15 protein-coding genes, 2 tRNA genes and 1 pseudogene are annotated in these 25,643 nt (G+C 65.7%); 8 read left to right on the forward strand and 10 right to left on the reverse strand.

The genetic code is table 11. The annotated features are described in order from the left end of the window. Positions 1-256 precede the first annotated feature (256 nt). A pseudogene (locus FHW94_RS19870) lies at positions 257-2,698 on the reverse strand (conjugal transfer protein TraG N-terminal domain-containing protein); the annotation flags it as partial. Positions 2,699-2,812: 114 nt separating this feature from the next. Between FHW94_RS19870 and FHW94_RS19875 the strand changes: the two are divergent. After that, positions 2,813-3,247, forward strand: coding sequence for a hypothetical protein (locus FHW94_RS19875; protein WP_168557589.1), 435 nt, complete (start codon positions 2,813-2,815; stop codon positions 3,245-3,247). A gap of 277 nt (positions 3,248-3,524) precedes the next feature. Beyond that, positions 3,525-5,018 (forward strand): recombinase family protein, encoded by a 1,494-nt coding sequence (locus FHW94_RS19880; protein WP_168557590.1) that lies wholly within the window; start codon positions 3,525-3,527, stop codon positions 5,016-5,018. On the opposite strand, the gene FHW94_RS19885 is transcribed toward FHW94_RS19880, so the two are convergent. The 3 genes from FHW94_RS19885 to FHW94_RS19895 form a co-directional block, all read right to left on the reverse strand. After that, positions 5,008-5,082: transfer RNA gene (locus FHW94_RS19885), tRNA-Asn, on the reverse strand. The two genes, FHW94_RS19880 and FHW94_RS19885, sit on opposite strands and share 11 nt — an antisense overlap. A 54-nt stretch (positions 5,083-5,136) precedes the next feature. Beyond that, positions 5,137-5,211: transfer RNA gene (locus FHW94_RS19890), tRNA-Asn, on the reverse strand. A 257-nt stretch (positions 5,212-5,468) separates the two neighbouring features. Continuing rightward, positions 5,469-6,278 (reverse strand): NAD kinase, encoded by an 810-nt coding sequence (locus FHW94_RS19895; protein WP_246866300.1) that lies wholly within the window; start codon positions 6,276-6,278, stop codon positions 5,469-5,471. A 135-nt stretch (positions 6,279-6,413) separates the two neighbouring features. Between FHW94_RS19895 and FHW94_RS19900 the strand changes: the two genes are divergently transcribed. Next, on the forward strand, positions 6,414-7,778 hold the full coding sequence (locus FHW94_RS19900) for a bifunctional diguanylate cyclase/phosphodiesterase (RefSeq protein ID WP_168557591.1): 1,365 nt from the start codon (positions 6,414-6,416) through the stop codon (positions 7,776-7,778). Positions 7,779-7,790: 12 nt separating this feature from the next. On the opposite strand, the gene mfd is transcribed toward FHW94_RS19900, so the two are convergent. Both mfd and FHW94_RS19910 read right to left on the reverse strand, forming a co-directional pair. Continuing rightward, positions 7,791-11,294, reverse strand: a complete 3,504-nt coding sequence (mfd, locus tag FHW94_RS19905; protein ID WP_168557592.1) for a transcription-repair coupling factor — start codon at positions 11,292-11,294, stop codon at positions 7,791-7,793. A gap of 197 nt (positions 11,295-11,491) precedes the next feature. After that, positions 11,492-11,803, reverse strand: coding sequence for a succinate dehydrogenase assembly factor 2 (locus FHW94_RS19910; RefSeq protein WP_168557593.1), 312 nt, complete (start codon positions 11,801-11,803; stop codon positions 11,492-11,494). 64 nt (positions 11,804-11,867) lie between these two features. On the opposite strand from FHW94_RS19910, the gene recG reads away from it, so the two are divergent. From recG to FHW94_RS19925, 3 genes are all read left to right on the forward strand, one after another. After that, positions 11,868-13,925, forward strand: a complete 2,058-nt coding sequence (recG, locus tag FHW94_RS19915) for an ATP-dependent DNA helicase RecG (protein ID WP_168557594.1) — start codon at positions 11,868-11,870, stop codon at positions 13,923-13,925. A gap of 236 nt (positions 13,926-14,161) precedes the next feature. Further along, complete coding sequence (locus tag FHW94_RS19920) at positions 14,162-16,762, forward strand: TonB-dependent receptor (protein ID WP_210425778.1); 2,601 nt, start codon at positions 14,162-14,164, stop codon at positions 16,760-16,762. 124 nt (positions 16,763-16,886) lie between these two features. Next, on the forward strand, positions 16,887-17,297 hold the full coding sequence (locus FHW94_RS19925) for a hypothetical protein (RefSeq protein ID WP_168557596.1): 411 nt from the start codon (positions 16,887-16,889) through the stop codon (positions 17,295-17,297). Positions 17,298-17,397: 100 nt separating this feature from the next. On the opposite strand, the gene FHW94_RS19930 is transcribed toward FHW94_RS19925, so the two are convergent. The 3 genes from FHW94_RS19930 to FHW94_RS19940 are packed head-to-tail and all read right to left on the reverse strand — an operon-like array spanning position 17,398 to position 21,988. Then, a complete protein-coding gene (locus tag FHW94_RS19930; protein ID WP_168557597.1) occupies positions 17,398-18,510 on the reverse strand; it encodes a glycosyl hydrolase 53 family protein in 1,113 nt (370 codons plus the stop codon). A gap of 19 nt (positions 18,511-18,529) precedes the next feature. Next, a complete protein-coding gene (gene galA, locus FHW94_RS19935; RefSeq protein WP_168557598.1) occupies positions 18,530-21,049 on the reverse strand; it encodes a beta-galactosidase GalA in 2,520 nt (839 codons plus the stop codon). Between the two features lie 3 nt (positions 21,050-21,052). Next, positions 21,053-21,988, reverse strand: coding sequence for a Gfo/Idh/MocA family oxidoreductase (locus FHW94_RS19940; protein WP_168557599.1), 936 nt, complete (start codon positions 21,986-21,988; stop codon positions 21,053-21,055). Positions 21,989-22,125: 137 nt separating this feature from the next. Between FHW94_RS19940 and FHW94_RS19945 the strand changes: the two genes are divergently transcribed. Then, positions 22,126-23,943, forward strand: a complete 1,818-nt coding sequence (locus FHW94_RS19945) for an IlvD/Edd family dehydratase (RefSeq protein WP_349237571.1) — start codon at positions 22,126-22,128, stop codon at positions 23,941-23,943. Then, positions 23,930-24,835 carry an SMP-30/gluconolactonase/LRE family protein gene (locus FHW94_RS19950; RefSeq protein ID WP_349237572.1) on the forward strand — a complete coding sequence of 302 codons (906 nt, stop codon included), beginning with the start codon at positions 23,930-23,932 and terminating at the stop codon, positions 24,833-24,835. The genes FHW94_RS19945 and FHW94_RS19950 overlap by 14 nt, the downstream gene beginning before the upstream one ends. Before the next feature lie 22 nt (positions 24,836-24,857). Here FHW94_RS19950 and FHW94_RS19955 read toward each other — a convergent pair whose 3' ends face one another. After that, positions 24,858-25,583: an FCD domain-containing protein gene (locus FHW94_RS19955; protein WP_168557601.1), complete on the reverse strand. Its 726-nt coding sequence runs from the start codon at positions 25,581-25,583 to the stop codon at positions 24,858-24,860. Between the last annotated feature and the right edge of the window lie 60 nt (positions 25,584-25,643).

Genomic DNA, 25,643 nt, shown 5'->3' on the forward strand with positions numbered 1-25,643 from the left:
GCAGAGACCCTCGCCAAACTCGCCAACGGACATCCAGCCAACGCCGTCGGAGAGCTCATGCCCTGGACCGCCGTGGCCTGAGCACATCGCTTACGTTGAAGCCGATACCGGCAGAAGCTTGATCGGCTCCCGTCCGGCCTTTCCGTGGGCCTGCGGAGGTGGAATTTTGCCTTCTTCCCCCCGACACTGGAGCGCCCCCGCCGGACCTGTTGCCATCAGAAAATTCGACCGAGCGTCCCACCCCGAGGTCGATGGTTGTGCCCATTGTGGTTTGATCCTGCGCTGAGCGGGATAGCGTCCTTTGCCATCCCGTCTGGGCCATGATCGCCTGCACATCGCGCTGGAGCGTGTCCGCAACCTGAGGCTTCAGCCTCCAATCGCCCTTGCGGTCCATTTCAAACCCGCCGCGAAGCCAGTTCGCGAGCATGGCCTGGCCTTCGGCACCGCCGCCCATGAAATGCTCGATAGTGTCGGGACCAGCCTGCTTGCCGGCTTCGAACCGCGTGCTGGTGTCGCTGCGCGCCGACCGGCTGAAGTCCGTGCCGCTGGAGACCAGCAGGTCGTTATGCGCGAAGCTGAAGCGGGCATGCCCGCCATTGGCTATCGCGCCAAGCTGGCTCTCGTTGATGAGGCCGGCCTTCCACATGGCGGCGGCGGTCGCAGGGGTAAGGTTGAGACCAAGATCGCCATTCTGATCCATGGCGAGCTGACGCTTCGATAATTTGATTCCGTGCTCCGCGAGCAAGCCCTGCATGCGAGTGAGACGCTCCCGGTCGACAATCGAAGTCAGACGCTCGTTGCGCGCGCGATCGGCGACACCTGCTGCACCGCCCTCGGCCATATCGACCTGATTGCCGGCCGTGCGGCTGAGCGCCTGGATGAAGCTGTTGAGCCGCGCAGCCTTACGCGTCGAGACACCGGCCGCAGCCGCGCCCTCGGCAAACCCGAAATTCTCGGACTGCCGGCGCTGCTCGCCGATCCGCGCCGAGCTGCGAGTACCGGCAGTGCCAACCTCACGCTGCGCGTCGAGTTTGCCCGAGCGCTCGGCGAAGTCATAGCCGGCAGCCTCGCGGCTGCGGCCATAGATGCTCGTTCCTTCGCGGCCGGCTTCGGCGGCCGCGCCATCTGCCGTGCCCAGCTGCGTCGCGGCGCTGTAGCGTTCAACGGCTGCCACCACCTGGGCTTCGTTCCTGCCGGTGGCGCGGGCAAGCTGGCTGACCGCGGTGCTGCGCGCTTCGCCCGAGAGTGCGTTGATGAACCCGACCCGGCGTCCGGTCTCATCGACCGAAAGCCCGAGCATTGACGCCGCTTCGCGCTGGCCCTGGTTGCTGCCGCTGCGCCAGCCTTGTTCGGTCGCGACATTGGCGCGCTCGACGCCGGTGACATTGTCGCCGGCATAGTCGCGGCGCCCCTCCATCGCACCAACCTGGACCTGCGCGGAGGTGAGGTCGTTGCGCAGCAGCTGTTCCTGATCGTAGGTGTTGGCGATCAGCTTGGCGAAGGTAGGGTCGGCCTGGGCCTCGCCGATTACGCCCGAGGCCTTCAGCTGAGCATCGGCCGGTGAATATCCGGCCCGCTCAAAGTGGCGCGTCGCTCCCTGCAACATCATGTCATAGGCTCGGCTATCGCCAAAGGCGCGCCACTGGACGAGGTTTTGGCTGAAGGCGGCGAACGCCTTTTCGCCAGCTTCGCCCTGGCCGAAATAACCAGTACCCAGACCTCTGAGTGCATCCTTCTCGGCAAACTGATGGATGGCCGTCGTGGCCGCGTTAGCCTGAACGGCGCGCGCGACTGCCGGATCGGCCAGATCGCGGCCTCCCAGCGCAGGGGCGAGGCTTCCCAGTTGGCGTGAGCCCTCGATCCCGCCTAGCGCGAAGGCGGTTCCGCCCGGCGTCCCAGGGCGCTCGCCAAGAATGTGACCGGCCTCGCCATAGGTGCGATTGGCATTGAAGCTCGAACGCTCGCCGAAGTCCCCAAAGCTCGAAGCCGCTGCCGCGCGGGAGCGGGTGCCCATCGCAGACGCCTGCGCCTCGAGCGCGGAGGACCGCCCCTCGGCGGTGCCCATCGGCGCGGCGGCCGCAGTACCCTGGCCCGCGATGCCAAGCGATCCGGAAGTGAGCGACGAGAACACATTGCCGCTGAAGCGGAAGACCGTGAAGACGAAGGCGCCAGCGAGGCCCGCCGCGGCGGTGCGGAAGCTGCCGAAGATCGCGAGCGCCTTCATGGCGGCGGAGGGCGCCAGCAGCCAGGCATTGGCTGCTAACGCGTTGGAGCGGAGTTCGGCCAGCGTCGCGGTCGCGCGTCCGAGGGTCAGCTGGTAGATGCCTGCGTCGATCACGCCCCAAAGTGCCACGAACACGAACATGCCCAGCGCGAAGCTCGCGACCCGCAGGTTGATCGGCGTCAGGATGAACAGCAGCGCGATCGGGATCATGAAGAGCATGATCCCGAACACCGTCGCGCGGATCGTCGGCATCCACTCGTTCGCGACCGACATGGTGGCGAGGCCGTTGGAGATGACCGCACGGTTCGCCATGACCCTGGCCGCGCTTGCCGGAGAGTCCTCGAACAATACGTCTCCAACGGTGTTGCCCAGAAGTATGTGGGTCAGGAAGGCCTGCGCGCTCAGCGGCCGTCCGAGCATCATCTGGCCCATCTCGCCAAGCTGTTGCCGGCAGCGCTGCATCTGCTGGGCATTCCCGGCAGCGGCGCTATGCTGAGAGTTTCATCGGGCACCTAAGGCGCCGTTACGGCCCCTTATGGATCACTCAGCGTGTCAGCGAGCCGCATTTAGACGGGCGGCGCTGAAGCGATGAGGCGCAAGCGAAAAACGAGCGCGCCGGATGGGGTGCCGGCGGCTGATCGCGCCAATCCGCCCGACAACTCCGCAGATGAGGTCGCTCCTCACAGGCAGGGTGGCGATATGGCGTCAGCTGAGCCGAGATCTGTCATCCAACCTGAACGGGGTTACGTCTCGGCCAACCAAACGGCAGAGACCCATCCGATTGCCGCGCCCGCGGTCGAAAGCGCTATCGCTCTGATTGCGGAGCGGCAGAAGGCCGGACCAAATGCGGCGACGCCGCCGGAAGCGAGCACCTTTGTTGCAAGCAGATCCCAATTTTCCGGTGATCTGGTTGAGGAGGCCAAGCGGTATTTCTCATCAAGGCAAGGCGAGCCGGTGAGCGATGATCTGGCTAGGAACTACCTTGGCAGCTTGGTTGATTTCGTGATGTTGTTCAGAAAATAAGCCTCATCAAAATAATAAATATCATCAACAGAGGTACGGCTGCTCATACCCCAAGTGGGATATGTTTCGAACTTTAGTAACCCAAAGTGAGATCCATTTCGAACTGCAATAACCCCAGGCGGGACGCATATCGAACTTTTGCGTAACACTTCCGAAATGGGGAGGGGGTGGTTAGAGTTGAGGTGTTAGGAGTAAGAATATGGCTCAACCCAGAAATAAGTCCGCTGCTCGCAGCCGAGGGACGCCGGCTTCCGTGACGTACCAGGCACGGGCCGTCATGTACGCTCGCGTATCGACGGCGGAGCAAGAGAAGGAAGGATTCTCGATCCCCGCCCAGCAGAAACTCATGCGGGAATATGCGTCGCAAAATGGAATCGGAATCGCAGCCGATTTTGTTGACGTAGAAACAGCCAAGCGGTCTGGCCGACCGGGCTTCGAGGAAATGCTCCGCTACATGAAGAAGCATGCAAGCGTGAGAACGATCCTCGTTGAGAAGACTGATAGGCTATACCGTAATCTCAAGGATTGGGTGACGGTTGATGGGTTGGACCTGGAGGTTCACTTCGTAAAAGAGAACGTGGTGTTGTCGCGAGATTCCCGGTCCTCCGAGAAATTCATGCACGGCATCAAGGTTCTGATGGCGAAGAACTATATCGACAATCTGTCAGAGGAAACCCGAAAGGGTATGCTCGAGAAGGCTGAGCAGGGGATCTGGCCTTCATTCGCGCCGCTTGGCTACACGAATATTGTGGGCGCTCACGGTAAGCGGGTTATCGCCATCGATCCGGAGACCGGTCCTCTCATCACGCGTCTGTTCGAGTGGTTCGAAAGCGGGGAATATTCCCTCAAGGAGCTCACCCGAAAGGCTCGGGACGCTGGGCTGCGCTACCGCAGGACAGGCAAGCCGATCGGGTCGAGTTCCGTCCACAGGATATTGCGGAGTCGGATTTACACAGGATCCTTCGAATGGCTTGGCAAATTGTATGAGGGTTCACACACGCCGCTGACAACCTTCGCGACCTGGATGAACGTGCAGGAAATCCTCGACGGAAGGAGCATTTCCAACGTTCACGGGAACCGCCACGAGTTTGCTTACACCGGTTTGATGACCTGCGGCCATTGCGGGTGTGCAATGACGGCGGAAATTAAAAAGGGCAGGTACATCTACTATCACTGCTCGAAGTTCAAAGGGCGGTGCCCGGAGCCCTACGTTCGAGAAGAGGCGCTGGACGTCATGTTTGCCGCTCAACTCAGGAAGCTGCGACTGGACGATGACGTTTTTCGGATGATTGGCCAGGCGATTCGCGAAAGCCGGGCAAACGAGATTCGGGAACGCGACGAACGGGTGGCAAAGATCCGAGCGGAAGCCGATCGCCTTCAACACCGGCTCGACACCCTCTACCTCGACAAAATCGAGGGGCGGGTGACAAGCGAGTTTCACGATCGCGTCGCGGCAACATGGAGAGAAGAGCGAGACAGGTGTGTCCGCGACCTCGAGAGCCTCTCTTTCGCGGAAGATGACGTGATCGATGACGGTGTCGCGCTCGTCGACTTCGCCCGGACGGCTCATCACCGATTTGAGACGCTGCCTCTTTCCAGCAAGCGCAGAGCCCTGAATCTCGTGCTATCGAACTGCTCATTTGCAGATGGAGAGCTCACCACAATCTTCCGTAAGCCATTCGACTTACTGGAGAAAATCAGCTCTCCCGGTGGAAGCGGTATGCCCCCTGAAGGGGGGTCTCCACCCGGAAATGAAAAAATGGCTCCCTGAGTAGGATTCGAACCTACGGCCGCTCGATTAACAGTCGAGAGCTCTACCGCTGAGCTATCAGGGAACAGGCCCGGCGTGACCGGGGGTATGTGTCCCTCTGTGCAAGGACAGAAGGAAATGGCTCCCTGAGTAGGATTCGAACCTACGGCCGCTCGATTAACAGTCGAGAGCTCTACCGCTGAGCTATCAGGGAACAGGCCCGGTTGCCCGGGTCAGGTGCGCGCTAATAGCACTCATTTCGGCCATGGCAAGCCGGCGCGGGGCAAATTTTTCCACAGCGCGGAGTGCCGAACCTGCCGCCGCAGCAGGGCGTGCGGAGATTTGGCCTGGGGTGGAGCGAGAATGGCTGTCTTCGAGAACCGGACCGCAGCGTACTTTCATGTACGTGAGGACCGGACGCGCAGACGGCGGCCGTTCGCAGCCCGCCCCAGGCCAAATCTTCGCACGCCCTCAGCTCATGAATTGTTCGGCGAAAATCCGCTCGTCCAGGCTGCGGCCGCGGTCGAACAGCAAGGTCAGCTGGTGATCGCGCCAGGCGCGCACGCGCACTTCGCTCACTTCGCGCACTTCCTTCTGGTCGGCCACGACCAGCACCGGGCGCTTGACCGATTCGAGCACGCGGAACACCATTTCGGCCGTGTCGGGCAGGATTGCGCCGCGCCAGCGCCGCGGGCGGAACGGGCTGATCGGGGTCAGCGCCAGGATATTGGCGCCGAGCGGCAGGATCGGGCCATTGGCCGAAAGGTTGTAGGCAGTCGATCCCGCTGGCGTTGCCACCAGCACGCCATCGCACGAAAGCTCGGGGATGCGCACCTTGCCGTTGACGGTCACTTCCAGCTTGGCGGTCTGGCGGGTTTCGCGCAGCAGCGAAACTTCGTTGATGGCATAGCAGCTTTGCGTTTCGCCATCGCTGGTCACTGCGTCCATGCGCAGCGGGCTGATCGCCACGGGGCGGGCGCGGGCCACGCGCTCTTCCAGCGCGCGGCTGCTTTTCTGGCGGTTCATCAGGAAACCCACGGTGCCCAGGTTCAGGCCATAGGCCGGGACCACGCGATCGGCATCGAGCATCTGGTGCAGGACTTGCAGCATATAGCCATCGCCGCCCAGCACGACCACGGCTTCCGCCTCGTCGAACGGCACCCAGGCGTGGGCCTTGGCCAGCGCGGCGGCGGCCTCTTGCGCGCGGTCGGTGGGCGAAGCAAGCAGGGCGAGCCGTTCGTAGCTGGCGCCGCTTGGCGATCCGATCGTTGCCGTCATCATGCATCCCCTGCCGCAAGGACCTGCGGCGAACTGGGGGCGTGATATGGGGCGACCCATTATGGCGCAATGCGAAAATGTCTGAGGTATGTCGCAGGGCAGACAACGCCCGATGCGCTCTGCTAGGGCGGGGCGACAATGACCACGCCCGGCCGCCCCGATCAGCCCATTGTGCCCGACGGGCGCGTTCCGACCGACCCTGCGCGTGAGGCAAATGGCGGGCGCGACGGGCTGACCGGCCTGCCCGATGCCGGCGCAGCGCGCGCCTGGCTCGATCAGGCCGGCCGGGGCGGGTTTGTCCAGGCCATGCTGATCGGCCTCAATCGCTTTCAGGCGGTGAACCTGGCCTTTGGCCATCGCGGCGGGGATCGCGTGCTGGCCGAAGTGGCGCGGCGCATTGCCCATTTCGCCGCGCAGGACATGGCGATCTGCAACAGCGCGCGGGGCGGCATCCTGGTGGCGCGGGTTTCCGGCGGGGAGTTCCTGGTTGCCAGCGCCCGGCCGGTAAGCCGCGAGCGCTGGCAATTGCTGGCCCAAGGCCTGGCGCGCAGCGTGGCGCGGCCGCTTTCGCTGGGCGGCGAGGTGGTGCGCCTCTTGCCGCGCATTGCCCTGCTGCGCGGCCAATCGGGCGAGGGCGGCGGCGCGCTGCTCGACCGGCTGGACCAGGCGCTGGCGCAACTGCTGCGCGGCGGGGCGCGACGGCTGTTGTGGGCCGATGGCAGCCATCCGGCACGCGGGCGCAGCGCAGCGCGGCTTGAAGCAGACCTGATCGGCGCGCTGCACCGCGGCGAGATCGCCGTGCTCTATCAGCCGCAGTTCCGCGTGGCCGATGGCGCGCTCGCCGGGGCCGAAGCGCTGGCGCGGTGGGAGCATCCGGGCATGGGCCGGATCGGCGCGGAAACCCTGTTCGCGGTGGCCGAACGGGCCGACCAGATGGCGCCGCTATCGCAAGCGATCGCCAGCACGGCGCTTGCCGGCGCGCGCGATTGGCCGGCGGGCATGCGCCTGTCGCTCAACATCACGGCCGAGGATTTTGCCTTGCCCGATTTTGCCGGTGGGTTGCTGGCGCGGGCCGAGGCTGCGGGCTTTGCCCCCGATCGGCTGACCGTGGAAATCACCGAGCAGACCCTGATTGCCGATTTCGAGGCTTGCGCGGACGCTTTGCGGACCCTGGCCGCGCGTGGGGTGGCCGTGGCGCTCGATGATTTCGGTACCGGCTTTTCCAACTTCCGCACGTTGAAAGCCTTGCCGCTCGACACGCTCAAGCTCGATCGCTCGCTGGTGCGCGACGTGGCGCGCGATGGGCGCGACCGCGCGATCCTGGCGGCTATCGTGGCCATGGCCCGCGCCCTCTCGCTCTCTGTGGTGGCGGAGGGGGTTGAAAACGAAGCGCAACTCGCCGTGCTGGCCGAAGAAGGCGTGGACTTGTTCCAGGGCTTCCTGCGGGCCGGGCCGATGGATGGTGCCGCCATGGCGCGGATGGCGGCCGGGAGCCCGGCCTGACCGCTCCGGCGATCAGGCGGCTTTCTTGCCGGCGCGCCGCGCGATGGTGGACAGGCCCTTGGTCAGCTGCACCAGCCCGTTGAGGCGCCCTTGCGGATCGCCCCAGGCGCGCTGGATCACCAGCTTGTTGTCGGGGCGCAGCTTGGCGGTGCCTTTCAGCCGCTCGACATAGGCGACCAGGCCCATGGGATCGGGGAAATCGTCGTTGTGGAACGACACGAGCACACCCTTGGGCCCCACGTCGATCTTGGCAATGCGGGCCTCGATCGCCTGGCGCTTGACCTCGATCAGCTGCAAGAGGTTCTGCGTGGGTTGCGGCAGCGGGCCGAAGCGGTCGATCATCTCGGCGGCCAGCGCTTCGACAGCGTCAGCACCCTCGGCATCGTTCATGCGGCGATAGAGCGCCATGCGCACCGCCAGATCGGGCACATAGTCTTCGGGGATCATGATCGGCGCATCGAGCGTGATTTGCGGGGACAGCGCGTCGCGTTCGCGCGCCATGCCGATTTCGCCGGCCTTGGCCGCCATGATCGCGTCTTCCAGCATGGACTGGTAAAGCTCGAAGCCCACTTCCTTGATATGGCCCGATTGCTCGTCGCCCAGCAGATTGCCCGCGCCGCGCAGATCCAGGTCATGGCTGGCCAGCTGGAACCCGGCGCCCAGCGAATCGAGATCGCCCAGCACCTTGAGGCGTTTTTCCGCCACTTCGGACAGGGCCTGGTTTTCCGGATAGGTGAGATAGGCATAGGCGCGCAGCTTGCCCCGGCCGACGCGGCCACGCAGCTGGTAAAGCTGGGCCAGGCCAAAGCGATCGGCGCGGTGGAGCACGATGGTGTTGGCACTGGGAATGTCGATCCCGCTTTCCACGATCGTGGTGGACAGCAGCACTTCATAGCGCTTTTCATAGAAGGCGCTCATGCGGTCTTCCACTTCGGTTGGGCTCATCTGCCCATGCGCCGTCACGAAGCGGATTTCCGGCACGTTGAGGCGCAGCCAGTCTTCCACTTCGGCCATGTCGGCAATGCGCGGCACGACGATGAAGCTCTGCCCGCCGCGCTGGTGCTCGCGCATCAAGGCCTCGCGCATGGTGACATCGTCCCACGGCATCACATAAGTACGCACGGCGAGGCGATCGACCGGCGGGGTCTGGATCGTGGACAGTTCGCGCAGGCCCGACATGGCCATCTGCAAGGTGCGCGGGATCGGCGTGGCGGTGAGCGTGAGGACGTGGACGTCGGTTTTAAGCTCCTTGAGCTTTTCCTTGTGCGTCACGCCAAAGCGCTGTTCCTCGTCGACGATGACCAGGCCCAGCCGCTTGAATTCCACCGATTTGGAAAGCAGCGCGTGGGTGCCCACGACAATGTCCACCGTGCCATCGGCGAGGCCAGCCCGCGTCTGCGTGGCTTCCTTGGCCGGCACGAGGCGCGACAGGCGCCGGATCTGGAGGGGGAAGCCCGAGAACCGCTCCACGAAATTGCTGTAGTGCTGGCGCGCGAGCAGGGTGGTTGGGGCAATCACCGCCACCTGGTGCCCGGCCATCGCCGAAACGAACGCCGCGCGCAGGGCCACTTCGGTCTTGCCGAAACCGACGTCGCCACAGACCAGCCGGTCCATCGGCTTGCCTTCGGCCATGTCGCCCAGCACGTCGTCGATGGCGCGTTCCTGGTCCTCGGTCTCGTCCCAGGGGAAGCGATCGACGAAGGGGCCATAGCTCGCCGGATCGACCGCAAGGACATCGGCCTGGCGCAGCGCGCGCAACGCGGCGGTGGCCATCAGCTGCCCGGCCATTTCCAAGATGCGCTCGCGCATGCGCGCCTTGCGCCGCTGCCAGCCTTCGCCGCCCAGCTTGTCGAGCGCGACGTTTTCGCTCTCGGCGCCATAGCGCGATAGCACGTCGAGGTTTTCGACTGGAATGTAGAGCTTGTCACCCCCGGCATACGTCAGTTGCACGCAATCGTGCGGGCTTTGGCCCACGGTGATCGCTTCGAGGCCCTCGTAACGGCCGATGCCATGGTCCATGTGGACCACCAGATCGCCAGGGGTGAGCGCAGACAGCTCGGCCAGGAACGCGTCGGCGTCCTTGCGCTTCTTCTTGCGGCGCACCAGGCGGTCACCCAGGATGTCCTGCTCGGTCAGCAGTTCCAGGGTGTCGTTGGCAAAGCCCTGTTCCAGCGGCAGGACCACGGCGACCGGGCGGCCGCTGGCAGCCAGGCCCAGCGCTTCCTGCCAGGTATCGGCCAGGGCCGGTGCCTGCTTGCCCGCCTCGGCCAGCAGCGAGGCGAGGCGCGAACGCGAGCCGGTGGTATAGGCCGCGACGATCGGCTTGAGACCGCGCGTGCCGAGCGCGGCCAGGTGCTTGGCCGCGGCTTCATAGATATTGACGCCTTGCGCGCGGTCGGGCGTGAAATCGCGCGAGCTGGAAAAGCCGAAGTCGATGACACTGGCGCTTTCCGGCTCGGCAAAGATCGAGGCGCGATGCACTGGCCACCCGGCCAAGGCGCGATCGAGCTCTTCGCGCGTGAGATAAAGCGCGTCGGGCTTGAGCGGGCGATAGGTGCCCGATTGGCGGGCCGAGGCTTCGGTGCGCGCGGCATAGTAATCGGCGATGTCATCGAGCCGGCTCTCGGCGGCCTTGGCGGCGGCGCTGTCGAGCACCACCAGGTCGCCCTCGGCCAAGTGATCGAACAGCGTGACCATCCGCTCCTCGAACAGCGGCAGCCAGTGTTCCATGCCGGCCAGGCGCCGGCCTTCGCTGACCGCCTGATAAAGCGCGTCGCCGGTGGCGTTGGCCCCGAAGATCTCGCGATAGCGGCTGCGGAAGCGCTTGATCGAGGTTTCGTCGAGCAGCGCCTCGCTGGCGGGCAGCAGCAGGTGGGTTTCCACTGGCTGGACCGAACGTTGCGTGGCCGGATCGAACAGGCGCAGCGTTTCCAGCTCGTCGCCGAAGAAATCGAGCCGCAGCCCGTGATCGAGCCCGGTGGGAAAGATATCGAAGACCGAGCCGCGCACGGCATATTCGCCCGCGTCCACCACGGTGTCGGTGCGCGAATAGCCCTGGCGCTGGAGCAGCGCGATCAGGCTTTCGCGGCCGATTTCCACGCCGGGGGTGAGCAGCCGGGTGGATTCGCGGATGCGAAATGGGGTGAGCGTGCGTTGCAGCACGGCGTTGATCGTGGTGACCACCAGTTGCGGCCGCCCGTCGCGCTTGTGCTGCAGCTTTTGCAGGGCCGCCAGCCGCCGCGCGCTGATCGACAGGGCGGGAGAGGCGCGGTCGAACGGCAGGCAGTCCCACGCGGGGAAATCGATCACGTCCAGTTCGGGCGCAAAGAACGCCGCGCTTTCCACCAGGGCACGCAAGGCGGTGTCATCGGGCGTGATGAACACGCAGCGGCCCTGCGTCTTCGCCGCCGCAGCGGCACGGGCGAGGTCCGCCATGACCAGCGGTTGCGCGCCGCGCGCCACGCTGGCAAGCGTCAGCGGGCTGCGGGCGGAAAGGATGCGGGAAAGGTCGGGCATGGCTGGGTTCTTTTGGCGGACGTTGCGTGCGCGCCCTTCGACAGGCTCAGGGCGAACGGAGATTGGTTTGTTGTTCCTGGACGGACTCAAGCGGTGGTGCCGAGGGCTTCGACAAGCTCAGCCCGAACGGGGAAACACGAAACATTGCAACAATGTTCCGTCCGCCCTGAGCCTGTCGAAGGGCGGCAGGCGCCACGTCAGCGTGGAATCTCCACGTAGTCGAGTTGGCGCATGCGGTCCATCAGCGGGCCGGCATATTCCTCCGGCACCGACAGCGTGCCCAGGGCCCAGCCCAGGATGTCGACGTCTTCCTCGTCCAACAGGGTTTCGAACCAGACGGCCTCTGCTTCACCCCATTCACCGTGGAAACGGTCGAAATAGCAGCCGATCATGTAGTCGGCCTCACGCGTGCCACGATGCCAGGCGCGGAATTTCATGCGCCGCAGGCGTGCTTCGTCCAGTTTGCCAAAGTCCGGGCCGGATTCAGGAGTCGCAGTCGTTTCGGTCATAAGGGCTGCGGGTAAGCCAGCTTGCCCCATGGCGCAACGGCCCCATGGTGATTATGGGAGCCCCATGCGCCCCGATTTGCTCAATCCCCTGTTTGCCGAGGCCACCAGCCTGAAAGGCGTGGGCGCCGGCCTTGCCCGCCCGCTCGACAAGCTGGGGCTGACGCGGGTGCGCGACTTTCTCTATCACTTGCCCGATCGCTTCGTGCAGCGGCGCGCGGTGCAGGCGCTGGATGAAGCGGCGCTGGGCGAGCAGATCATCGTGGCCCTGACCGTGCGCGAGCACCGCCAGCCGGCCGGGCGCGGCCCGTTCCGCGTGATTGCCGAAGACAGCGTGGGCAACCACGTGTCGATCACCTATTTCGGCCGGGCATCCTACACCGGCAAAAAGGCGCTGCCGGTGGGCGAGAAGCGCTGGGTGGCCGGGCGGCTCGACCAGTTCGGCCAGACCTGGCAGATCGTCCACCCCGATCATGTGAGCGAGGACAGCGCAGGCCTGCAAGGCCAGATGACCGAGGCGGTCTATCCCTTGTCCGAAGGCCTGACCCAGGGCCGCATCGCCACGCTGGTGCACCAGGCGCTCGCCCAGGCGCCGCGCCTGCCCGAATGGATCGAGCCAGGCCTCTTGGCGCGCGAGGAATGGCCCGCCTGGCACGAGGCGCTGGCGCGGACGCACCAGGCACCCGACAAGCGCGCCAAGGATCGCCTGGCCTATGACGAACTGTTTGCCAATGCGCTGGCGCTGATGCTGGTGCGCGCGGCCAACCGCACGCGAGTGGGCCAGCCGCTGCACGGCGACGGGCGCCTGCGCGCGAAGCTGAACCTGCCCTTCGCGCTGACCGGTGCGCAAACCCGCGCCATTGCCGAGATCGAGGGCGACATGGCGCAAGGCTCCCCCATGTTGCGCCTGCTCCAGGGCGACGTGGGTTCGGGCAAGACCGCCGTGGCGCTCCATGCCATGCTGGTGGCGGTGGAGGCGGGGGGGCAGGCGGCCCTGCTGGCACCCACCGAAATCCTGGCGCGGCAGCATGCCGATACTCTGGCCAAAATGGCGCGCGGCACGGGCGTCAACATCGCGCTGCTGACCGGCCGCGACAAGGGCCGCGCGCGCGAGGCGCTGCTGATGAACCTGCTCGATGGCGGGATCGATATCCTGGTGGGCACCCACGCAATCTTTCAGGACAGCGTGGCCTATCGCAATCTGGCGCTGGTGGTGATCGATGAGCAGCACCGCTTCGGCGTGGGCCAGCGCCTGATGCTCACGCAAAAGGCGCGGCGCACACCGCACTGCCTGGCCATGACCGCTACGCCGATTCCGCGCACGCTGACCCTGGCGCAATATGGCGAGATGGAAGTCTCGCGGCTCGACGAAATGCCACCCGGCCGCCAGGCGATCGACACGCGCGTGGTGGCGCAGGAGCGCTTGCCCGACGTGATCGACGGGATCGGCCGGCACATCGCCGCCGGGCACCAGGCCTATTGGGTGTGCCCGATGGTGCGCGAGGCGGAGAACGAGGACCTGGCCGCCGCAGAAGCGCGCCACGCCATGCTGGCCGAACGCTTTGGCGAGCGTGTGGTGATGGTCCACGGCCAGATGCGGCCCGAAGCCAAGGACGCGGCGATGGAGCGCTTCGCCAGCGGGCAGGCGAGCCTGTTGGTGGCGACCACGGTGATCGAAGTGGGCGTGGACGTGCCGAACGCCACCTTGATGGTGATCGAGCAGGCCGAGCGCTTTGGCCTGGCGCAGTTGCACCAGTTGCGCGGGCGCGTGGGGCGGGGCAGCCAGAAATCCACTTGCCTGCTGCTGCGCGGCGACATGGTGAGCAAAGTGGGCCGCGAACGCCTGGCCCTGATGCGCGAGACGCAGGACGGGTTCCTGCTGGCCGAGGAAGACTTGCGCCTGCGCGGCGGCGGCGAATTGCTCGGCACGCGCCAATCGGGCGATACGCCGTTTCGTGTCGCCGATTTCGAACAGATCGCCAACCTGCTGCCGATTGCCCACGATGACGCGCGGCTGTTGATGGAGCGCGATGGCGGGCTGGATTCCCCGCGCGGGCAGGCGGCGCGCGTGCTGCTCTACTTGTTCGAGCGCGATTGGGGCGTGCAACTGCTGCGCGGCGGTTGATGCTGCCACACCCTTGATTTCGCAACGTTCCTGACACTTGCCTGCTGTTGCCACCGGGCAACACCTGGCGGTGTTTGCCCCGCCACGTCTGCCGCCTTGCGCGACATGGCTTGACACCTGGCGCATACGAATCCTATTTATCGTATAAATAAGACTTCACTGTTTTCCGGGAGGGGCTTTTCATGCATCTCGATTTCCGTCGCGTTCTTTGTGCAACCAGTGTCCTGGCGCTGGCCATGGGCTCTCACGCTGCTTTCGCGCAAGCCGCCGACAATGCCGCTGCGCCGCAATCGGCTGCTGATGAAGCCCCGTCGGACCAGGCGATCGTCGTCACCGGGCTGCGCGCTTCGCTGCGCGACGCGCTCAATGCCAAGCGCACCACCACGGTGGTGGCCGAAACCATCAGTTCCAAGGACATCGGCGTTCTGCCCGATGTGACCATCGCAGATTCGCTGGGCCGCCTGCCGGGCGTGACCGCCACGCGCGATCGCGGCAATGCCAGCCAGGCCGCGGTGCGCGGCCTTGGCCCGCGCCTGGTGCTGGGCCTGATCAACGGGCGCGAAGTGGCTTCGTCGGAACCCGACCGCAACGTGCGCTGGGAAATCTACCCGTCCGAAATCGTCTCGGGCGTGACGGTCTACAAGGCACAGAGCGCCGACTTCATCGCCGGGGGCGTGGCCGCCACGATCGACATCCAGACGATCAAGCCGCTCGATTACCATGGGCCCGCCTTCACCGTGCGCGGCGGCGCGATCTATAACGATGGCGGCAAGGACATTCCGGGCTATTCGGGCCTCGGCGCCCGCGGCAGCGCGCAATATGTCGGCAAGCTGACCGACAACCTCGGCCTGGTGATCGGTGGCACCTACCAGCGCCAGAAGAACGGCTTCGAAAGCTTCCAGGGCTGGGGCTACAACACCGTCGACACCGGCAGCCCGCCGACCGATGCCAACGGCAACAAGATCAACACCCCCTGGGGCGCGCAGGCCGAAGTCAAGGGCCTGACCGAAACCCGCTGGAGCACCACGGCCGCCCTGCAGTGGAAGCCGGGTTCCTATTGGGACATCACGCTCGACGGCCTCTATTCCAACATCAAGATCGACGAGAACCAGGCGCAGCAATGGTATGGCCGTTCCAACGGCTGGGGCGACTGGGGCGGCAACTTCGGCCAGGCCGGCGATATCTACCAGCAGGGCAACTACACGCTCGCCGGCAACACGGTGACGGGCGCCACGCTCAACAACTATTCCTCGGTCACCAACGTTTTCGGCAAGTATACCGAGGACAAGACCCTGTTCGTCTCGGGCCTCAACGCCAAGTACGATGACGGCACGTGGTCGGTGAAGACCGACGTTTCCTATTCCAGCGCCAAGCGCAACAACCTCTATCGCTCGGTGGCGACGGAATTCTATCCCTCCACCACCACCTTTGCCACTGGCGCGGGCCAGGTGCCGTCGGTCTCGATCAGCGGTGCCAACGTGGGCGATACCAGCGCGCAGACGGTGCAGAGCTATTACCCCGGCATCTATGACGGGCCGCAGCGCCTGCACGATGACCTGGGCGCCGGGCAGATCGACATCCGCCGCGCGGTCAACAGCGGCTGGCTTTCGGGCATTGGCGTGGGCCTGCGCTATTCCAACCGCGTCAAGAGCCTGGCCTATGGCAGCGGCAGCATCGCCACCGTGGGCGGCGGCAGCGTGACGCTCAACGCGTCGGACCTGACCGCCTTCAACACGAGCAATTTCACCGTGCCGACGATGGTGTGGGGCAATTTCGACACCATCGCCAGCCAGGCGGTGGTCTATACCCCCGGCGCCGACGATCCCACCAAGGGCTGGCGCGTGCGCGAAGACGACATGGAAGGCTATGTCATGGCCGACCTCGCCGGCAATGGCTTTTCGGGTAACGTCGGCGTGCGTTTCGTCGACGTGGTGACGCACAGCACGGGCACGTCTGCCTCCACCAGCTGGGACGGCACGGCCAACGTGACCGTGCTTTCGCCGGTGAACGCGCAGAACCACTATTTCCGCGCGCTGCCCAGCATCAACCTGAACTTCGAGCTGACCGACATGCTCAAGCTGCGCGTGGCAGCAGCGCGGGTGATCTCGCGTCCGCCGCTCGATGAACTGCGGGCCAACCAGAACCTGTCGGTCTATCCGCCGCAGCTCACCGGTTCGGCCGGCAATCCCAACTTGCGCCCATTCATGGCCACGCAGGGTGACCTGTCGGTGGAATGGTATTTCCACAAGGATGCGCTGCTGGCGGTTGCGGGCTATTACAAGGATGTCGATACCAACATCGGCTATGCCCAGACCACGCAGACGATCAACGGTGCCGATTACCTGATCACCGGCCCGGCCAACGGCAAGGGCGGCTATATCGCCGGTATCGAAACCACGTTGCAGACGCCGTTCTACTTCATCCCCGGCCTCGATAAGTTCGGCATCTATGCCAACGCCGCCTTCGTGAAGTCTGACCTCAAGGAACTTTCGCCCAGCACCAACCCGTTCCCGGCGGTGGGCCTGGCCGATTTCACCGGCGAGGTTGACCTGTGGTATTCCGACCATGGCATCGACGCGCGCCTGGCGCTCAAGCACCACAGCCCGTTCACGGTGATCTATGGCTGGGACGCCTCCAAGCTCACTCGCCTGGAAAGCGAAACCACGCTGGGGGCCAGCATCGGCTATACCATCACCAAGAACATCTCGGTGCGCGTGCAGGCCAACAACCTGACCAACCAGGTGGCGCGGTTCTATTGGAACAACGATGCCAACCAGATCGCGCGCTATGAAAAGTATGGCCGCAGCTATCTGGCTGACATCACGGTTCGTTATTGATCCTTGCCGGATCACGGGGCCGGCCTGATCCTCTCCCCGGGTCGGCTCCAAACTGCAAGGGGCGCTGCAGCGATGCGGCGCCCTTTTTCTTTGGCGGTGGCGCGGGGCTATGCAACAAGGGCGCATGACCCGCCGCATCGTGCGCCTCTTGCTCGGCCTGCTCTATTTCGCGGCCGGCGTGCTTCATCTGGCCATTCCCGCGCCGTTCCTGAAAATCACGCCAGCGTGGGTGCCGCACGCGCCGCTGGTGATCGCGCTGACCGGCCTTGCCGAACTGGCCGGCAGCGTGGCGTTGGTCCAGGGGTTCAGCCCGGCCTTGCGCCGCGCGGCGGGATGGGGGCTGGCTGCTTATGCGCTGTGCGTGTGGCCGGCCAATATCAACCACATGATCATGGATCTGGCGCGGCCCGATCATGGCCTGGGCCTTGGCTATCACATCCCGCGCATGCTGGCGCAGCCGGTGCTGATCTGGGCGGCGCTGTGGGCGGGCGGGGTGCTTGGACGCCGCCGTTCGTTTGAAAACGGGCGGTCATGAAAAAGCCCCCTCCTCTTTGCAAGGAGGGGGTTGGGGGTGGTGCGAGGCCTGGCGCAACCATCCAGAAAAGCGGGACCCCGGATCAAGTCCGGGGTGACGATCAAGGCTTGGCTTGCGGCTTGTACGTCTTGCGCAACCAGTCGAACGCCGGCAGCGCCTCGTGGCGCTTGATGTCGAACATCGCGGCGTTTTCCCAACTCGATCCGGTGCCCCAGCGCGTCTTGCACTGGGTGGAAACCCAGTCCGGCGCCCAATAGACCACGCCGTTGCCGCCGTTGTTGACCACAGTCTGGGTCAGGTCTTCCAGGTACTTGAGCTGGCCCTTGGGGCTGACCGGATAGCCGGGAATGGCGCTGTACGATCCCAACAGGTTGGTGGTGTCATCGGCATGGTCGTCGGAAAAGGCATAGGCCGTTTCCACCACCCAGACTTGCGCGCCATAGCGGCGGTGGGCGGCGTCGATCACTTTGCCCAGGCCCGAAAGATTGTATTTCGACCACTTGGAATAATAGCTGATGCCGATCACGTCATAGTCCAGCACGCCCGCCGCCGTGGCATCGTCGAACCACGGGATCACGTTTTCGGGCTGGGCGATATGCAGCATGACCTGGATCGGCTTGCCATGGACCTTGGCCGCCTCGCGCACCGCAGCGATCCCGGCATTGAGCATGCGGGCGTTGCGCGTCCAGTCGATCGGCTGGTCCTTGACCCCGCCCTGCACGGAAGCGTTGGTTTCGTTGCCCACCTGCACCATTTCGGGCAGCTGGCCGGCCGCCGCGAGCTTGTCGAGGATTGCGCGGGTATAGTCGTGCAGCGCCTTGACGTGGTCGTCGGTGGAAAGGCCCGCCCAGGCCGCCGGGGCAGGCTGCTTGTCGCCATCGGCCCAGTCATCGGAATAGTGGAAATCGAGCAGCACGTTGAGGCCCGCCGCATGGGCGCGGGTGATCGTCTTCAGCACATCATCATAGGTGCTGTACTGCGTCCACTTGGGGTCGTTCCACAGGCGCACGCGCATCACGTTGCCACCATGCTGCTTGAGCACGACGAAAGGATCGGCCGGCTTGCCATGGTCGAGGAACTTCGCCCCGCAGGCCTCCATCTCGTTGGTGAAGGAAAGATCGGCGCCCAGGTAGAGCGTCGGATCGGGCGCGGCCATGGCGGAAGAGGCCATGAGCAGGGCGGGCGCGAAAGCCGCGCGGCGCAGAAGGTTCATGAACGGGGTGTCCTTGGCGTCAGGCATGGAAATAGAGGTCGAGGCTGGCGGGCTTCAAGCCCGGCGCGCTGGCGGTCAGGCGCGCGCCACCCGCTGCGCCGGCATTCTGCACCAGCACTTGCGCCAGGCCGTTGAACGCGCGGCGGGCGTTGCCCTTATCGGGCTCGGTGGAGGTGGGATTGCCATTGCCCAGGCCGATGATCCGCGCCGCGTTGGTGAGGGCGCCGGAAAGGGCAAAGGTGAGGGCGGTGTCTGCCGTGGGCACCAGATGGCCGGCGGCATCGGTCACTTCGACCCGCACGGCGGCCACGTCATTGCCATCGGCGGCCAGGCGCGTGCGCTCGGTTACCAGGCGCAGCGCAGCGGGCTTGCCGGCGGTGACGCGGGTATCGCGCGCGGCCAGCTTGCCAGCATTGTATCCGCGCGCTTCCAGCGTGCCGGGGGCGTAAGGCACTTGCCAGGCCAGGTGGCCGTTTTCGGGCATGTCCTTGCGGCCCAGCGACTTGCCATTGAGCAGCAGTTCCACGTGCGCGCAATTGCCGTGGACCCACACCTCGATCGGCTGGCCTTCGCGCCCCGTCCAGTTCCAGTGCGGCAGCAGGTGGACCAGGGGCTCGCTGCGCCGCCACCAGGCGCGATAGTAATAATAGTTGTCCTTGGGCAACCCGCACAAGTCCATCGCCCCGAAATAGCTGGAAACGCTGGGCATCTGCGGGAAGGGCGTGGGTTCGCCGCGATAGTCGAACCCGGTCCAGATAAAGCCGCCGGCAATGCCCGGCTCGGCCGCGACGACCTGCCACCATTCTTCCGCCGTGCTGGCCCACCAGGGATGCTCGGTATCGTAGGCGCGCACCACGTGGGCGGCGGCATCGTTGGCATAGGCGCCGCGCGTGGCCACGGTGCTGGCGGTTTCGGTGCCGATCACCGGCTTGCCGGGGTGGCGCTGGCGCCAGGCCGGAATCTTGTCGGTGCGATAGTTGAAGCCGACCACGTCCACGGCATCGGCGGCGCCGCCGTCCCAGCCCTTGTCCATCGCCTGGGTGGTCAGCCGCGTGGGATCGAGCTGCTTGCACCGCGCGACGAGCTGGGCCGAAATGCGCCGGCCGCGCTCGCTGCCCTGGTGGCCTTCCTCGTTGCCCACCGACCACAGGATGATCGACGGGTGGTTGCGCGAGGACAGGATCATGCGGTCGAGTTCGTCGAGCGCTTCGGGGTTGGTGGTGTTGAGCCGGGTTTCGGCCACCATCATCATGCCCGTGGCGTCGCAGATGTCGAGCAGTGCTTGCGATGGCGGATTGTGCGCGCTGCGCCAGGCATTGGCGCCCATGCCCTGGGTCTGCGCCACGCGCCAGGCATGCAGGGCATCGGGAATCGCCGTGCCCACGCCGGCGTGGTCCTGGTGGTTGCACACGCCCAAGAGCTTCACCGGCTGGCCGTTGACGGCAAAGCCGCGCGTGCCGTCGAACGCCAGGGTGCGGATGCCGAAGCGCGTGATCGTGCGGTCCACTTCCCGGCCATCAACCAGCACGCTGGTTTCCAGGGTGTAGAGCTTGGGGGTTTGCGGCGACCACAGTTGCGGGGCGGCCAGCGCCAGATCGGCATTCACCGTCGCCTGTGCGCCCGCTGCGAGCGTGGTGGCGGCTTGCGGGGCGATTTCGCCCACCAGCGCGCCATCGGGGGCGAAGGCGCGATGGCGCAATTGCGCGCGGCCGGCCGCTTCGGCGGCATTGGCGAGTGTGGTGGCGATGGCCACGCGGGCGCCGCTGCCGTCCACCGTGCTGCGCACGCAGGTGCCCCACTGCGGCACGTGGAGCGGCGCGGCGCTCACCAGATCGACATGGCGATAGATGCCCGCGCCTTCATAGAACCAGCCTTCGCCCAGCGAGGCATCGACGCGCAGGGCCAACTGGTTGGGGCCGCCATCATAGTCGAGGAAATCGGCGATGTTGACGCGGAACGGGGCATAGCCCGAAGCGCTGCCGCCGGCTTCGTAGCCGTTCACGAAGACCTTGCAATCGCGGAACACGCCGTCGAATTCCAGCCATACCGCGCGGCCCTTATCCGCCGCGCCCACCGGCAGCTTGCGGCGATACCAGCCCACGCTGTTTTGCGGAAAATCGCGGCCGATGGCGCGAAAGCCATGGCCGGCGGCCATGTCTTCCTGCTCCTTGGCCACCGGCTGCGCAGGCAGGGCATAAGGCAGTTCCACCGCCCAATCGTGCGGCACGCGCACCATGGCCCAGGCGCTGTCATCGAAATCGGGCTGCAAGGCGGGCGACACGTCGAAGCCGGGCTTGGCATAGGTGCGCTGGAAGCGGCCAAAGCCGAAATCCTTGGCCATGTCGGCCGCGTGGCCCAGGGCAAAGCGCCAGCCATCGGCCAGCCGCTCCTGCCGGCGGGGCGAGGGTAGCGCCTTGTCCGCCATACGGGCGCCCGCAGCGGCTGCGGCGTTGGCCAGGGTGGGCGCGGCGCTGCCAGCCAAGCCGGCAAGGCCCAGGGCAAGTGCAGTGCGGCGATCGGTGGTGGGATGCATGGTCATCGTTCAGAACTCGAAATCGGGGCCGGTGGTAACCGTGCCCAGCAAAAGGGCATCGGCCACGAGCGCCAGCGGGCTGGCATCGGCACTGCTGGCGCGGCGGTCGATCAGATCGGCAAAGCGGCGATAGATGCGGGGATATTCGTCGTTCGACGCGTCCAGGCGCAGCGCGCCGTCGATTTCCAGGCGATGCCCGCCCTGGCGCAGCATCAGTTCGCCGTCGGCGGTGTGAACCACGATGTCCCACTGCTGGTCGCCGGGGTGCAGGATGGACAGGTCGGCGATGATCGGGGCGCCCGTGCTGCAGCGCATCTGCACCTGGGCATCGGTGGGTGACTGCCGGTTGGCCGGCATTTCCAGCTGGGCGCCTTCGACGCAGATGCCCGAGGGCAGGATTTCGGTGAGAATCGAAAAGGCGTTGATCGCCGGATCGAACACGCCGAACCCGCCCTTGGCCAGCAGCCAATCCTGCCCCGGATGCCATTGCCGCACGTCTTCGCGCCAGGTGATGTGCACGGCGGTGATGCTGCGGTTGGCCAGCCAGGCCCGCGCGGCTTCCACCGCTTCGCTCTCGCGCGAATGCCACGCGGCATAAAGCGTGACCCCGGCGCGAGTGGCCAGTTGCGCCAGCGCTTCGGCCTGGGTGGGGGCGGCGGCCGGGGGCTTTTCGAGCAGCACATCGAGCCCGGCGGCGATCGCCTCGCGCGCCAGGGACACGCGCACCGCCGGCGGCGTGCACAGGGCCACGGCATCGAGCGAACCGGCTTCGCCCGCCAGCATTTCAGCCAGGGCGGCATAGCCGCGCACGCCGTCAAGACGGTGCACCGGATCGGCCACGGCAACCAGTTCGAACCGGGAATTTCCAGTGATGGCAGGAAGATGCTGGTCGCAGGCGATCTTGCCCAGGCCCACCAGGCCGAGGCGGATCGAAGGTTGGGACATTCCAGGCTCCTCAAACAAGCACGCCATCGCGCTCTTTACATTTATCATATATATATGGTTAGAGAGGTCAATGGGCGCGGATGGCGACGCAAAATGGCGTTCTGGCCCGGAAGAAGGCAAAGGAAGGAATGGCAGCGGTGGCCAACGATAGCACGAAAAACCAGAGCGGCCCGGGCGGTAGCGGCTTGCGTTCGCGGGCCTGGTTCAACAATCCCGAATCGGCCGACATGACCGCGCTCTACCTTGAACGCTATCTCAACTATGGCCTGACGATCGAGGAGCTGCAGTCCGATCGCCCCATCATCGGCATTGCCCAGACCGGCAGCGACCTTTCCCCGTGCAACCGCCATCATCTGGTGCTGGCCAGCCGCGTGCGCGACGGCATTCGCGAGGCGGGCGGCATTCCCATCGAATTCCCGCTCCATCCCATCCAGGAAACCGGCAAGCGGCCCACCGCAGGGCTCGATCGCAACCTCGCCTACCTGGGCCTGGTGGAAGTGCTGTTCGGCTATCCGCTCGACGGCGTGGTGCTGACCATCGGTTGCGACAAGACCACCCCGGCCGCGCTGATGGCGGCGGCCACGGTCAACATTCCCGCGATCGCGCTGTCAGTGGGCCCGATGCTCAACGGCTGGCACGATGGCAAGCGCACCGGCAGCGGCACGATCGTGTGGAAAGCGCGCGAGATGCTCTCCAAGGGCGAGATCGACTTCAAGGGCTTCATCGAACTGGTCGCCAGTTCTGCGCCGTCCACCGGCTATTGCAACACCATGGGCACGGCCACCACGATGAATTCGCTGGCCGAAGCGCTGGGCATGAGCCTGCCCGGTTCGGCCGCGATCCCGGCGCCGCACCGCGACCGGCAGGAATGCGCCTATTACACCGGCAAGCAGATCGTGGAAATGGTCGCCGCCGATCGCAAGCCGTCCGACATTCTCACCAAGTCCGCGTTCCTCAACGCCATTCGCGTCAATTCGGCGATCGGCGGATCGACCAATGCGCCGATCCACCTCAATGCCATTGCCCGCCACGTGGGCGTGGACCTGACGCTGGACGATTGGGAAAGCCATGGCGCCGACATTCCGCTGATCGTCAATCTCCAGCCCTCGGGCGAATACCTGGGCGAGGACTATTTCCGCGCCGGGGGCGTGCCGGCGGTGATGGGCGAACTGGCCCGCGCCGGCCTGCTCGATGGCGCGGCCTTGACCGCCAATGGCAAGACCGTGGCCGAGAATGTCGCCCACGTGACAATCGCCGACGAAGAGGTGATCCGCCCGCTCGACCGCCCGCTCAAGCCGGCGGCCGGCCTCACCGTGCTGGGCGGCAACCTGTTCGACGCCGCCGTGATGAAGAAGAGCGTGATCAGCGACCAGTTCCGCGCGCGCTACCTGTCGAACCCCGATGACCCCGAGGCGTTCGAAGGCAAGGTCTTCGTGTTCGACGGCCCGGAAGACTATCACGCGCGGATCGACGATCCGGCGCTCGGCATCGACGAGCGTTCGATCCTGGTGATCCGCGGGGCAGGGCCGATCGGCTATCCCGGCGGGGCCGAGGTCGTCAACATGCGCCCGCCCGCCGCGCTGATCCGCGCCGGGGTGGATGCGCTGCCGTGCCTGGGCGACGGGCGCCAGTCGGGCACCTCGGGCAGCCCCTCGATCCTCAACGCCAGCCCGGAAGCGGCGGTGGGCGGTGGCCTGGCGCTGCTGCGCGATGGCGACCGCATTCGCGTGGATCTCAACACCCGCACGGTCGATCTGCTGGTGTCGGACGCCGAAATGGCGGAGCGCCGCGCCGCCTTGGCGGCCGAACCGTTCCGCTTCCCCGAAGACCAGACGCCGTGGCAGGCGCTGAGCCGCAAGATCACCGGCCAGTTCGCCGATGGCGCGGTGATCGAGGATGCCGTCCGGTTTCAACGGGTGGCGCAAGTCTATGGGGTGCCCCGTGACAGCCACTGATACCAAGATCGATATCGCCGCCGTGCAGGTGATCCAGGTCGCGCGGCCGGGCGCGATGCACGGGCGTGACTTGCTGGGCGAAGGCGTGCTGTGGTCGGCCCGCCAGCATGCGCTGTTGTGGGTTGATATCATCGGCCAGCGCATCAACCGGCTCGACCTGGCCAGCGGGCTCGTGGCCGAATGGCCCGTGCCCGACATGATCGGCTGGGTGCTGGAGCGCGAGGGCGGCCCTGGCTTCATCGCCGGCTTGCGCAGCGGCTTTGCCACGATCACGCTCGATCCGTTTTCCTGCGTGCCGATCGGCGCGCCCGAACCCGATCTGCCGCGCAACCGCATGAACGATGCCATGGTCTGCCCACAGGGCAGGATCTGGGCCGGCACGATGAACATGGACGGCGAAACGCCGACCGGCAATTTCTACCGCCTCGATCATGACTTGTCGTGGACCAAGGTGGACAGCGGCTATCGCATCGCCAATGGCCCGGTGCTTTCGGCCGATGCGCGCTGGCTGTACCACACCGACAGCGCGCTGGGCCGCGTCTATCGCTTTGCCTATGCTGCCGATGGCTCGCTGGGCCCGCGCGAGACGTTCCTGGAATTTCCCGAAAGCTGGGGTTCGCCCGATGGCATGACCATCGACAGCGACGGGGGGCTGTGGATCGCGCATTGGGGCGCTGGCTGCATCAGCCGCTTTGCCGCCGATGGCACGCGCACCCACCGCGTGGCGCTGCCCGCCAGCCAGATCACCAACCTGGCATTTGCGGGTGACAATCTCGATCGCCTGTTCGTGACATCGGCCGCCGATGGCGTGGACGAGCCGGCCGGCGGCGCGCTGTTCGAAGTGGTGGGCACCGGCTTTCGCGGGTGCCCCACGCCGCGGTTCGGCGGCTGACTTCGTGTCGGGATCAGCCGTTTCAGGCCAGGGCTTCCTCGTTGCGGCGAATGGCATCGAGCGCGTCCTCGATGATCACGCGCATGCGGGTTTGCGCGGTGGCGTCGTCGCGCGCCAGGATGGCGTCCATCACCGCTTCGTGCGCGTCGAGATCGGCACTACGCCCCACGATGCGGTTGGTATAGCGGATCGAGGTTTTCAGCGCGGTGGACACCACGTCGCGAAACTGCCCGAAGAACGGATTGCCCGAGGCCTTGAGAATGGCCACGTGAAAGGCAACGTCGGCTTCCAGCACGTCGTCATGGCCGGCGTCGGCCGCCTGCATGCGGGCAAAGCCGGCGCGGATCAGGGACAGGCCATCCTCGCTCGCCTCGCGCGCGGCCATCGCGGCGGCGGCCGGTTCGATCGCCACGCGCAACTGGCCGAAATGGCGCAAGAGGTCGATCGAGAAGCGCCGCTCCAGCATCCAGCGCAGCACGTCGGGATCGAACAGGTTCCACTGGCTGTCGGGCTGGATGATCGTGCCCTGGCGCGGCCGAGCGCTGACCAGGCCCTTGGCTGTCAGCATCTTGACCGCCTCGCGCGTGACCGAGCGGCTGACCCCGTGGGTTTCGGAAAGTTCCGCCTCGGTGGGAAACGACCGACCGTTAAAGGCGCCGCCCACGATCAGCAGGCCCAGGCGGTCGAGCAGGCCATAAGTGAGATTGCGGCCGAGCGCGTCGCGCGCTTCGAGCGGTTGAAATGCCACGGTGATCCCTTCGCTGTGGGGTGCTCTTTTAATCATATAAATAGACGCGAGGGCCGATTG

This window comes from Novosphingobium sp. SG720 (assembly GCF_012275365.1).
GTDB lineage: Bacteria > Pseudomonadota > Alphaproteobacteria > Sphingomonadales > Sphingomonadaceae > Novosphingobium > Novosphingobium rhizosphaerae.

Bases quoted from the DNA above. Each gene is read 5' to 3' on its own strand.
- FHW94_RS19895 (WP_246866300.1), bottom strand. From the start codon at position 6,278: ATGATGACGGCAACGATCGGATCGCCAAGCGGCGCCAGCTACGAACGG.
- FHW94_RS19920 (WP_210425778.1), top strand. From the start codon at position 14,162: ATGGGCTCTCACGCTGCTTTCGCGCAAGCCGCCGACAATGCCGCTGCG.
- FHW94_RS19880 (WP_168557590.1), top strand. From the start codon at position 3,525: ATGTACGCTCGCGTATCGACGGCGGAGCAAGAGAAGGAAGGATTCTCG.
- mfd (WP_168557592.1), bottom strand. From the start codon at position 11,294: ATGCCCGACCTTTCCCGCATCCTTTCCGCCCGCAGCCCGCTGACGCTT.
- FHW94_RS19910 (WP_168557593.1), bottom strand. From the start codon at position 11,803: ATGACCGAAACGACTGCGACTCCTGAATCCGGCCCGGACTTTGGCAAA.
- FHW94_RS19930 (WP_168557597.1), bottom strand. From the start codon at position 18,510: ATGAACCTTCTGCGCCGCGCGGCTTTCGCGCCCGCCCTGCTCATGGCC.
- galA (WP_168557598.1), bottom strand. From the start codon at position 21,049: ATGACCATGCATCCCACCACCGATCGCCGCACTGCACTTGCCCTGGGC.
- FHW94_RS19925 (WP_168557596.1), top strand. From the start codon at position 16,887: ATGACCCGCCGCATCGTGCGCCTCTTGCTCGGCCTGCTCTATTTCGCG.
- FHW94_RS19940 (WP_168557599.1), bottom strand. From the start codon at position 21,988: ATGTCCCAACCTTCGATCCGCCTCGGCCTGGTGGGCCTGGGCAAGATC.
- FHW94_RS19875 (WP_168557589.1), top strand. From the start codon at position 2,813: ATGAGGCGCAAGCGAAAAACGAGCGCGCCGGATGGGGTGCCGGCGGCT.
- recG (WP_168557594.1), top strand. From the start codon at position 11,868: ATGCGCCCCGATTTGCTCAATCCCCTGTTTGCCGAGGCCACCAGCCTG.
- FHW94_RS19900 (WP_168557591.1), top strand. From the start codon at position 6,414: ATGACCACGCCCGGCCGCCCCGATCAGCCCATTGTGCCCGACGGGCGC.